The sequence below is a fragment of the Mycoplasma sp. 5912 genome (assembly GCF_054353835.1).
The window spans coordinates 20577-32862 of record NZ_JBTHHI010000010.1; the positions used below are offsets into that span (position 1 = coordinate 20577).

Genomic DNA, 12286 nt, shown 5'->3' on the forward strand with positions numbered 1-12286 from the left:
AGTTCAATGAACTTGCTTTTTGTTTTTTTTGCAAAAAGCATATAATTTTTCAAATAAGTAGTTATGAAGCAAGGAATGAAAAAATTTACTGGTTGATCACAAGGAACCAGAGCAGTAGAAGGTAAAAAAGAAGGTGAAAACTTTCTAAAGAACATTTTAAATATCCTAAATATACAAACTCTGCAACTAACACCTGGAAATAAATTTCACAGTGTTAAAAGCGGATTAGAACCAAACAACTATATGTCTCCTGATTTTGTTATAAATTGTCCTAATACATTTAAAATTAAATTCAAAAACCGACCACAATATTTATTTTTAGAAAGTAAATTCAAACAAATAAATGGTTCTGACTGAGAGAAATTAGAATCTAATTTTGGATATCATCATCACTTTTATAATAACTTATCAGAATTATTCGGTCAAGATATAAGAATTCAAACAATTGTTATATTGGTAGGTTTTTGAAAAATATTACAGAAAAATTATTGAAATTTTATAGATTATTACAAAAGCACATATGGTGAATTTGTCATATTTGATTTTGGTTTCAAAGAAGATATTTATACCTTTGCAAGACTAATGGATATTAAATTAAACAAAGAACAAGAACAAAAAATTGAAGAAGCTTGAATAAAAGTACACAAAATAGATTAATTAAAATTCTTTAAGATTTGATAAATTACACCAGCAGGAATGTGTGATGTTTCATTTGCTTCCCCTATTTGCTTTGTATTAAAATCACCAATAGTTTTTAATGCATATTTTTGTTTAGTTAATTTTCCTAATGTCATTGAAGTTTTCTTTAGTGATGAGTGTCCTTTATCCCCAATTTTATAACCTATATCAACATATCACCTACGATAATATTTATAGCATCCAAATTCATCAAGAACTTTTTTAACATGTCTAAAATCACCTGACCCATTAAGGTAATTTTTCTTATATTCAACATTTTCAATTCATTTATCATAATATTCTTTGGACACTTCTTCTCATTGAGTTTCATATGTTCTAGGTCTGCGATCTTTTTTTAATTCTATTTTTATATTTGAATAAAAGCATCCAGATTTATTTTGTGGAAAATCATATGCACCATAGCATGCAACATTTTCATAACCATTCAATCCCAAATTTACTCTTAAAAATTGAAATAACATCGAACTATCAGGATTTTCTATATATCAATATTTTGGTTTAAAAGTTTTTATCAAATTCACGGAATTGACTGCGCATTTTTCACCTAATCTCTTTATAAAAAGTTGTTTTGGTCCGTTAAGTCTTTTAGTAAAACCAGATTTAAGGTTTTCAAATTCTTCCAAACTTCTTTCGATAAGTTTGGAATTTTTGTCACCTTTTATTTCTTGTTTTCAAAAACAAGTTCCTCCTCCAACCATTGATAAAACCTTACTAAAAGACTGACACAATGTTGAACTAAGAATAATGTCAGGTTTTTGTATAGTGTTTTCTTTAATTAATTTATTAAAATCACTGATTATTGAATCAGAACTTAAATCGATATCTATATAAGTTTGGAAATTATAGTCAGTTTGACCACGAAAACTTTCTTTATGTGTTTTAACAACATCGAAAGTATAAACTTTGTAATATTGATCTAAATTATATTCTTTTATTGCTCTTGATACAGAATTGCAACCACCACCAAATAAATCTCAAATAATTTTCTTATTAAATGATTGCATTTTTCTCCTTATATTTATTTTATCAAATTCTTTAATTTTGCTTTCGTTAATCTGTATGCTTCTGAATATTAATTATTTCAATATTTTGCTCTTTTTTAATACTATTTTTATAAAAATCTAATAATAAGATATGATTATTTAATATATATGAAAGGATTTGATGGCAAAAATATTATCTAGGAAATTGTTAATAATTCTTATCTTACTATTTACTTTCTTTTCAACTACATCTACCTTTTTATTGGTATATTTTACTACAGAACTAATAAGTCTACTACAAGAACAAAACCAACAATTTTATACAGATTTATATGCAGATATATCATTAATTTCTATATTTTTAATAAGTAGTATTATCAATGTTTTTCTTAGAAATAAGTTAGATAACGATATTTCAAAATTAGTAACGAATAATATTGTAGACAAAATCTTTAGTGTGCCAAATATAGAGCTTTCAAGTTCAAAATCACAAGAAAATATCAATTGAATTAAACATAAAATCCCAGAATTTCGAAGTATTGTTTTAAAAACTTCATTAGATGCAGCAACATCATTTATAGTAAATATTGGAACATTATTAGTATTAATTATCTTAAGTTATGAACTTGCTCTAATTGGTATAGGTGCACTTATATTACTACTTATTTTCCCTTCCTTTTTAAATCTAATAATTAATAAACATAAGCATACAAATAACCAAAAAGAAACAAGATTTTTAAACTCTCTACAAACAACTTTTAACGGATTTAGACTGTTTTACTACTTAGGGAATGATAGTCACATCATTAAGTATATAGATGAAATTTTGAAAAAGTGAATTATAAGAATAGATAAAGATCATTCTAAAATTAATATTATTGAGACAATTAACAATGCATTTACTTTTCTTATAGGACTCTTTTTAGTTTTTATTACAGGTTTTTTTATAGCCAACCAACATCAACCAGTTGCTATTATTTTTGTACTACCGAGTTTCTTTATCGCTTTTTCATCAAATATTCATAATTTAATTAAATTAAATTCAAAATTAAATGAATATAAAAGTTTTTATAAAAAATTTAATTTTGAATTTAAAGATGTACATCACGATTTTTCTAAAATTACTTTCGGTTCTATAAGTATTAACAACTTAACTTATCAAAATAATAATCACACAATCTTAAATAATATAAATTATGAATTTATCAAAGGTAAATCCTATGCAATAATAGCAAATGATAAAAATACTAGAAACTCATTTATCAACATACTTTTAAAACAAATAAATACATATAATGGACAAATAAGTTTTGATGATAAAAATATAAATAATATAAATACAGCTCAATTTCTTAAAAGTATTAGTTATATAACTTCCCATTATAAGCTTTTTGATGATAGTCTTTATAATAACATTACACTATGAGAAGAAAATCAGGTAAATAAGGTTAAAGTAGTTTTAGATATTGTAGAACTAAATAACTTTGATATTGATATGCAAATATCAGAGCAATCGCTAAATCGCAGTCAAAAACAGAGAATACACCTTGCTAGAGGACTTTGTGAAGATAATTCTATTATTATCTTAGATGATGCTTTTTCAAATGTTGAAATGAATTATTTAAATAAGATTTTTAGTTATCTTAAAACAAAAAATATTATCATCATCCATTCAACGGGTAGTATCAAAAATCTAAATCACTATGATTTTATTTTAAATCTTGATAATCAAACGGAGGAATATGAAGAAAGTATTTAAAGATATTAAATCAATATTTATATTTTTTACTCTTTTATCTATATTCATCTCTTTAATTGCTATTGGTATTACTTTTTTAGAAGGATATGCAATTGATGCTTTATTAAAAAGATTTGAAGTAATTAAAGATCACGAGATATTGAATTTTGTTATTTTATTATCTGTTGTATGCTTAGCTTATTTTATTTCTTTAATCGGTAAATATTACTATCAAAAAATAAACAATAAGTTTGTTTTATATATATCAAAATCAATTACCAGCAACCTTTTCTCACAATTTAAAGATGCAAGTATCAAAGTAAAACAAACTTACTGTGTACAAGATATTTTTAAAGAAATAATCGATCAATCAAAAACTATTGATATTCATACTTTTATCCCTTTATCACAATCGATTTCTATTTTATTTACTTATTTAGCTATCATAATATTTTTTGCTATTACAAACTGAATTGCTTTAGTCTTACTCTTGGTAGTTTTAAGTTTTTGCTCGATAATCTATCTTATATTTGCTAAAAAACTTAAAAAAAATTCAAAAGAGAACAATGTCGCTTTTAAGCAACTTATAAATAAATTATCCTACTATATGAAAAGATATCCAGTTCTTTATTTTGCAAATAAAGAACATCTTATCAAGGAATTTATGCAACAAGAAATTTATAAATATTATCAAGCGAACTATAAATATAATTTTATAAATTCTATAAATGATAGTTTTATTAAAATTGTCCTAGAATTTGGTTCTTTCTTAGGTTTGGTTGTTTTAGGAACATTATATTTAAATCAAAATCCCTTTACATCAATTGGTTCAATTTATATATTTAAAAAAGTTATTGAATTATCTAAGAATCAATTACCTTTATTAGCAAATAATATAAAAGTATTAACGACATATAAACACGAATTTACTGTTTATAACTTTCACCATGGAGATTCTAAGAATTTAAGTTTTTAAGTTCAAAAAAATCAATTTAATTTTGTAAAATTTAATAATGGAACACAAAAAGATAAAAAACTCTTTTTCACGCGAAGTAAAAAAGGAAATAATAAATCTAATTAAAAGAGATAATGAATTTGTTGCTTTTTTAAATGGCTTTATTTTTTCTAATGCGATTATGTCCGAAACCGAATTTGTTTTAAATATAAGAAATGAATATATTTTTGAAAAACTTGTTAAAAAATTTGAAAAAAAAGGTTTAAAATTTACCCCTAAACAAAGTAAAATAAAAATTAACAAAAAAGATTTTCAAATAAATTTTGAAAATGAAATGAACCAGCAACCTTCTTTCTTTTTTGCTGGTGTTTTTGTTGGTGGAGGAAGTATTTCAGATAAAAACTCTACTTCATATCACCTAGAATTAAAGACAAATTATTCAGAACATATAAAAACCATAATTGATAAACTTAATAAATACGAATTTGAATTTAACATACTAGAAAGAAATTCAAAATTTATTGCTTATACTAAAAAACTTGATAATTTACTTGATTTTTTATCTGCAATAAGTGCTAAAAAATCTTGATTTTCTTTACAAAACATTAAGATAAATCGCGATATGGAAAATTTTTCAAATCGGCTGAATAATATTGATTTTTCAAATTTAAAGAAAGTTACAGATAGTGCAAAAAAACAATTCGATAACATTTGCTATATATATAATAATAATTTAATGAACCTTTTTGATGAAAATCAACTTATAGCATTTAGAATAAGAATGGAAAATCCATGGATTTCATTAACTGATATAAAAAATACCCTAGAAGAACATCACAATATTTATATATCAAAAAGTGGAATTAGTCATTGATTTAGAAAGTTAGATAAAGTCGCAAAAGAAAGTCAGAAATAAGAGAAAAATATAATAAATTTTTTATATTTTTGTAATTTAGATATATGCTTTTTCGGAAAATTAAGATATTATAAATTTTAATACTTAATACCAGTTAAAAAAATATATTAATTTCTTTTGTTATCACTACACAAAAATACAAATATGATAAAATATAGAAGCAATAAATTTATTTAATTGCAGAAAGTAGATGAAATCTCACCTGATGGTCATAGCCTTGGGTTTAGCTACAATTAAATGTATCAAACTTCTGATACTTTTAAAGTAGGAGAGCGAATCAAACTTTTTTATAAGGAGACATTATCATACACGACAAAAGAAAAAAACCTACTTCAGAACATTATGTTAACAAAGACATTCCATTTCCAAAAGTTTTCTTAATCGGAAGTGGTGGTGAGAAATTAGGTGTTAAATATACTTCTGAAGCTATTGAATTAGCAAGAAACGAGAAAATGGATTTAGTTTTAATCAGTGTGGAACCTAAACCTATCGCTCGAATTTTAGATTACGGAAAATTTAAATATGATCGTAAAAAGAAACAAAAGGTTATTAAAGAAAAACAAACAACCATTCAAAATCGTGAAATCCGTTTGACTCCTATGATTGGTGAAAACGATTTAACTACCAAAGCAAAAAAAGCTCGCGAGTTTCTTTTTAAAGGTGATCGTATTAAGGTTTCTGTAAAACTTAGAGGACGCGAATTAGGTAGAAAAGACTTAGGTGAAAATATATTATGAAAGTTTTTATCTAAGGTCGAAGATATCGCTGATAAGACAACCGAACCAAAACTTGTAAATGAACGTTTCTTAGACATGAATCTCCAACCAAATAAAACAAAAATCGCTAAATACTTAAAAGAACAGAACCTAAATGCTCAGCATCAAGGTTCTATAGAAGGAGAAACAAATGCCAAAGATGAAAACTAAAAGTGCATTAAAAAAACGTATTAAAGTTACCGGAACAGGTAAGGTTATGAGAGAACAAGCCTTCCGTTCACATTTAGCACAAAACAAAACTACCAAACAAAAACGTCAAGCCCGTAAATCAACTCTTATGCACAGAAGCGACCTTAAAAGATTTAAATCATTGATTTAATCTTTCAGCTTGATATTTTATTAACTAAGAAAGGAAAATAAATATGGCAAGAGTTAAAGGTGGAACAGTTACAAGAGCAAGACGTAAAAAATGAATAAAATTAGCTAAAGGTTACTTTGGACATAAATCAATCGGTTATAAAGTTGCAAAACAAGCAGTTATAAAATCATGAACATATGCATTTAGAGACCGTAAACAAGTAAAGAGAAATTTCCGTAAACTATGAATTGCACGTATTAATGCAGCAACCAGAGCAGAAGGACTTAGTTACTCAAGATTTATTAACGGACTTAAAAAAGCAAATGTTACAATCAACCGTAAGATGCTTTCAGAATTAGCAATCAACGAATCAAAAACTTTTTCAATGCTTGTTAAATTATCTAAGGAAGCATAGAAAGCACAAAAGAGCAGATGCTCATTTGAGTCAAAATGCAATCTAAAAGCTACACTATAAAAATTAGGTTATTGTGTAGTTTTTTTGTATAACCACAAATTATTTTTCGATGATAAATTTACAATATTAACTTAACAAAAGCAAAAATAATTTTAAACTTACAAAATCATTAACCCTAAAAACTCATTTAATGTAGGATGTAGGCATGGTATCTCCCAATATCCTACTTTACTGCTTTAAAAACCGTTTTTTTTTTTTTTTGGGTTTTAATTTATAATATATTATATGAAACAATATAAAAAATTAAAACATTTGATTTTAGGTGCATCATCAATTGGTGTTGTTGCTGTTTCAGCAACAACTACTACAGCACAAAATCAAGATACAACTTCTGCAAGACACTATGATATTGCACCAGAAGTTCAATCTATTACTTATTTAAATAAAACATCCTTGATTTCTAGAGATGTTAATTTAGTTTATGAATCTAATATTGATCAAGCAACTAAAAATCGTCTAAAGGCTGCATTAGCATTTAGAAATATTACATCTTCAGAATCAAGAAATATAGTAGAAGGGAAAACTAATATTCTCGTAGGAATACAAGGTGATAGTGACACCTTAGTTGATGATCAAATTAAAAAAATTGATTCATCAAATGATTTTAATGCTTCTAATTTTGCTAAAAACGATTCATATGTAATTAAAACACAAGATAACTATATTGAACTTTTAGCTAAAGATTCTGATGCTGCTTATTTTGGTGCTACTACTTTATGACATATCTTTCAACAACTTGATGGATATAAAATAGAAGACTTTACCATTAATGACTATGCTGATATTAAAATGCGTGGAATGATGGATTCGTGAAAATTATATTCATATGCTCCGACTCAAACTAAGCAAGATATTATTAACTTAATGAATTTTGCATCGTTTTATAAACTTAATACCTACATCTGAAACCCAGATCAAAAAATCTTAGGAGAAAATAAATCAAATCGCAATCAAATTGATAGCAAACCTGGTTGAAGTGTGTTATACACACCAGATGAACTAAAAGATCTCAAAGATATCACCGAAGCATCAAAACAAAGCCATGTTCACTTTGTTTATACATTAGATGCACTAGGTGATTTTAATGCTAAAAATTCTTCACAAACATATACTGATGCTGAATATCAAAAAGATTTAGGATTACTTAAAGAAAAATTATTACAAATTATCAAAGATGGTGGAGTTCGTCATATTGGAATATTATCACCAGGTGAAGATTCTGTAAAAGTATTGCAGTTATTTAATGATTTAGTGACTTGATTAAAACAACTACAAACAACTTATCCAGATTTAAGTACTCAAATTTTATTTGAAGGTAAATATGGTCAAGGTGGTTCTGATTTTACTGATACAAATCACACATCGTTAAATACGGGATATCTACCTTATTATGCTAATTTACCACACGAAGTAATTCCATTTTTAATTAACGATGCATCAAAAAGATATATTAATGCTTTTACAGTTGATAGATATTCATCTGATTCATATAATATCAAACCTGTGTTTCACAAAACTTTTTCAGTTGATTTAGCAGATAATTCTTGACTACAAAATACCATATTAACTCGTGGAGCAGAAGATTTAATTAAGTTATCTAATAATAACAGTGACAATATCAATCCAGATAAATTTAGTGGATTGGTATTAACTGATGTTAATATCCATCCACAATTTTCTTTGTTTTCATATTATGATTTAGCTAACATCTCTTGAAAAATCTTACCTACACACTCAAATTCACGAAATGAAGCAAAGAAAAAGTTATACTACGATTCGTTTAAAGTGGTTGCATCAAATACACTCCTTGATACTCCAGCATCAATTGCTTTGCGACATGTTGCTAAATATTTATCAGTCGAGTATGCTGGACAAATTAATGTGTTTGGTGATGATCCTTTAAAAGTGGCAGCTACTAATTTTTCAAAATTAGATTTATATACAGGTAATCATTCTACTGAAGCGAATGCATATTTAGAACAATTAGAAAATATTATTTCTGAAATTCAGTTACTACAAGATAACAAGGATAATTCATTATTTTTAGCAAACATCAAAGATAACTACTTATCTGCAGTTAAAGATATGTTTTCAGCATATAAATATTATGTGCTAGCTTATTTAGAAAACCAAAAAGTTGCTCCAGTTTTAGATCGGGTAGTTAATTTATACAACATCGGTCAAACTTATTTACAAAATTTTGCAACTTACAAATATGGTGATCCAAAATATGGACAAGTGATTATTAAAAACTTAAATGTGGGTGCAGATGTAATGAAAAATCTGCAATCATATCTACAAGATATAGTTTCAAAATATCTTGATAAAGTTCAACCAGTAGGTGATGATGATAGTGATAACCAACCTAGTGTCATTACTTCAATGTCAGATCCATCTAATGCTTCACTTTCAGATATTTTTATCTTAGGAAACCAAAGACAACTAGTTTATAAAAATAATGGTAGGGGGGGAAATAAAATCAAAACAGGGGATTGATTTGGTGTTTCATTTAAAAAACCAATTCATGCTAAAGATTTACAAGTAAAATTTGGTTCTAATAATAATAATGGCAATGAATACTTTAAATCCTTTAAAGTACAATATCAACTTTATGGACAAAGTGATTGAAACGATTTGCAAAAAGATGCAAATACACAAAATCAGCAATCAAGTGGTTCAACTAGTAACAATTACACATTAAATGCTGGAGCATTAACTACCACTACCGATAATAATAAATGAAATATTAGTGTAAATAAAGATAATATATCTGCAATTAGAATTGTAGATACAGAACCTGCAAACACCCAGAGAAATGCTTGGTTTAGAATTTATGAATTTGTTGTAAATACTGATTCTGCACCTAGAATCGGGAAAATTTCAGATAATTTACAAATTTCAGAAGATAATGAAAATCATAACAGTGCTGATTCATCGAATAAACAAACTTTTAATTCTAATAATATAACCAATGTTCAAAAATCAATCTTTGATTTATCTACTAATATAAATAACTTTGCTAATAACAAATACATCCAATTTAAATTAGCAAATGAATCAGAAGTTACATCGGTAGTCATTGAACAAGGTAATAGTAAATTAAATTCAGGGGTGGTAGAATATTGAGATTCACATGCATCGAGCACTTCTAATAATGATGCTTCTACAACAGGTACTTGAAAATTATTTGGTAACATCCGTAGTGGTGCATATCAAATTATCCGTGGTCAAGCTCATGCTCAATTTTTTAGAATTAGATCAACAGATACATCACTAACAGGAACTTGAAATCTTGTTTCATTACATCTTTTCGGGCCTTCAAATCAGTTTTTATATACTGATAAAGATGATTCAAATAAAACTAATTTATTTACCACGAAGTTAAATAATAATGAATTTAACTTGTTTGTAGCAACCCCTAATTCTACAACTGCATCATCTTCACAAACTCAAACAACACAAATTACTTTAAATGATGACAAATATGTTGGATTAGACTTATTAAGAATGTATGAACTTACTAATATTAAGTTTAACGGAAATGCTACACTAGATAACAAAGTTGTTTTAGAAACATCAAGAAACGGAATTGAATGAACACAATATACAGGAACACTTGATGATAATAATAAGTTTGCTCGTTATATCCGTGTTAAAAGAGCAACAAATCAAACACCTTCTTTTTCAAATTTAGATGTAAGTGTTCAAAAACCTAAATCATTTGGTACATTGCTTGGTTCAAATGTGCAAATTATTAATGGTTGAGGTAATGATACTCGTTATTCAGATTCTGCATTAGACGGGGATTATACTACATCTGATAATTTTAAAGGATGACCAAAAGCAAATGATTATATTTTATATGATTTAGGTAAGCCTACTACACTTCAATCCCTTAAACTTTATGTAGATCCCAACACATCTGATTATCCACGATTCTTTAAGATATATGTTTCAGAAACAAATAGCAACGAAACAAATAACTGAGATGAAATATTTTATTCAGGGAACAAACAAGCTACATCTGATTCATCTACCACTGTAACAGGACCAACCACCTTAGCAGCAGTCAAAGATTTTCAATATCTTTTTGATAACACTCTATCAGATCAGAGATTAAATTATATGGTTAAAGTTGATCCTCAACGCAACAACTTTACCTATTTTGAAGCAGATGCTAGCAAGATTGCTGCATTAAATGACAAAAATATTAGATATGTAAAAATTGTATTTACCAAAGATATAAATGACTTATTACAAGGAACATCACATAATAAAAATCGTGGTGTAACAATTAATGAAATTGTAGTAAATGATAAATGAGATAATGTACCACATTCTGATGCAAGATTTTCAGGCACTTATTATGAACCTACTTTAAAGATTAATTCACCTAAATACTTTGTAGATGGTGATTATTATACATACTGAACACCTGCTCAAAATAATGGAAATTTAAAATTCTATATCAATCCACAAACATATAATGATAAAGATGTTAATGTCTTTTCTGATGGTAGCGCACAAGATGCAACATTTAATGCAATCTGATATAATACAACTACCAATAAAGAAGAAATTACTAAATTAGGAACCTTAAACCTTGAAGCACTGAGTTTTTCACTTAAAAACTCAGATAATACTAAAAAACTAGTAGGATTCCAAATTAATTGAACAGATAAAAAACCTTTAATTTATGAAATTTCTCCATCTCCACGAGAAACTCAAGACAGCGGAGATCAAACAAATAAACCAACCTTAGCAACCCTAAAAGAATCTTTAGCAACCGCTCCAACTGGATATAATGATTGAACTCAAGATTCTAAAACTCGTTTTGATAAAATAAAGACATCAATTGATGCGATGGCTGCTGAAAATGTTGCATTAACTGATCGTTCACTCCATCAACTTAAAGTTGCTGTTGATGCTGCTAAAGCAGGAACACCAGCAGTTTCGACAGCGAATGTTGCAACCTTAAATAACATCATCAACAGTGCATATTCTAATCAATCATACATTCAAGATGCCAACTATGCTAAATATCAATTCTTATTAGATCAAGTGAAACAAATGGCTACTAATCCATCAAAATATTCAAATGATGATTTTAATGAATTAAAATCACAGCTGGATGCAGCTAAACAAGGATTAAAATATTCTACATATAACCAACAAGTAGCTGAATTTAATCTCAAAGAACTTGATAATCTGAATGCAAATCACTATGATCCACAAACTTATGCACAACTACAAGAAACTAAAAAAGCACTTGAAGCAAAAATCAAGGATGGAACTGCTACTATCGATGATTTTGTTAAACTTAATGCTCAAGTTGCTACCAAAGTTGAAGAACTAAAACCAAATGATTTAGGAACTACATATACAAAGCTAGCAGATGCAATTACTAAAGCAAAAACATTTATTGCTGAAAACGCTCTAAAATTCC

At 26.9% G+C, this 12286-nt stretch carries 9 protein-coding genes; 8 read left to right on the plus strand and 1 reads right to left on the minus strand.

Translation table 4 applies throughout. The features are described from left to right. Positions 1-75: 75 nt before the first annotated feature. Positions 76-657: a hypothetical protein gene (locus ACXYRP_RS03530; RefSeq protein ID WP_458597721.1), complete on the plus strand. Its 582-nt coding sequence runs from the start codon at positions 76-78 to the stop codon at positions 655-657. Here ACXYRP_RS03530 and ACXYRP_RS03535 read toward each other — a convergent pair. Further along, on the minus strand, positions 654-1703 hold the full coding sequence (locus ACXYRP_RS03535) for a hypothetical protein (RefSeq protein WP_458615228.1): 1050 nt from the start codon (positions 1701-1703) through the stop codon (positions 654-656). The genes ACXYRP_RS03530 and ACXYRP_RS03535 overlap by 4 nt on opposite strands. A 160-nt stretch (positions 1704-1863) precedes the next feature. On the opposite strand from ACXYRP_RS03535, the gene ACXYRP_RS03540 reads away from it, so the two are divergent. From ACXYRP_RS03540 to ACXYRP_RS03570, 7 genes are all read left to right on the plus strand, one after another. Further along, complete coding sequence (locus tag ACXYRP_RS03540) at positions 1864-3441, plus strand: ATP-binding cassette domain-containing protein (protein WP_458615229.1); 1578 nt, start codon at positions 1864-1866, stop codon at positions 3439-3441. Beyond that, positions 3425-4396, plus strand: coding sequence for an ABC transporter transmembrane domain-containing protein (locus ACXYRP_RS03545; protein ID WP_458615230.1), 972 nt, complete (start codon positions 3425-3427; stop codon positions 4394-4396). The genes ACXYRP_RS03540 and ACXYRP_RS03545 overlap by 17 nt, the downstream gene beginning before the upstream one ends. A gap of 37 nt (positions 4397-4433) precedes the next feature. Further along, entirely contained in the window at positions 4434-5291 is an 858-nt protein-coding gene (gene whiA, locus ACXYRP_RS03550; RefSeq protein WP_458615231.1) for a DNA-binding protein WhiA, read from the plus strand. A gap of 305 nt (positions 5292-5596) precedes the next feature. Further along, positions 5597-6217 (plus strand): translation initiation factor IF-3, encoded by a 621-nt coding sequence (gene infC / locus ACXYRP_RS03555; RefSeq protein WP_458615233.1) that lies wholly within the window; start codon positions 5597-5599, stop codon positions 6215-6217. Continuing rightward, on the plus strand, positions 6198-6386 hold the full coding sequence (rpmI, locus tag ACXYRP_RS03560; protein WP_435129700.1) for a 50S ribosomal protein L35: 189 nt from the start codon (positions 6198-6200) through the stop codon (positions 6384-6386). Before infC ends, rpmI begins: the two co-directional genes overlap by 20 nt. A gap of 43 nt (positions 6387-6429) precedes the next feature. Continuing rightward, positions 6430-6780: a 50S ribosomal protein L20 gene (rplT, locus tag ACXYRP_RS03565; protein ID WP_435129697.1), complete on the plus strand. Its 351-nt coding sequence runs from the start codon at positions 6430-6432 to the stop codon at positions 6778-6780. Between the two features lie 285 nt (positions 6781-7065). Continuing rightward, positions 7066-12286 (plus strand): glycoside hydrolase family 20 zincin-like fold domain-containing protein (locus ACXYRP_RS03570; protein WP_458615232.1); only part of this gene is annotated, 5221 nt, incomplete at its 3' end.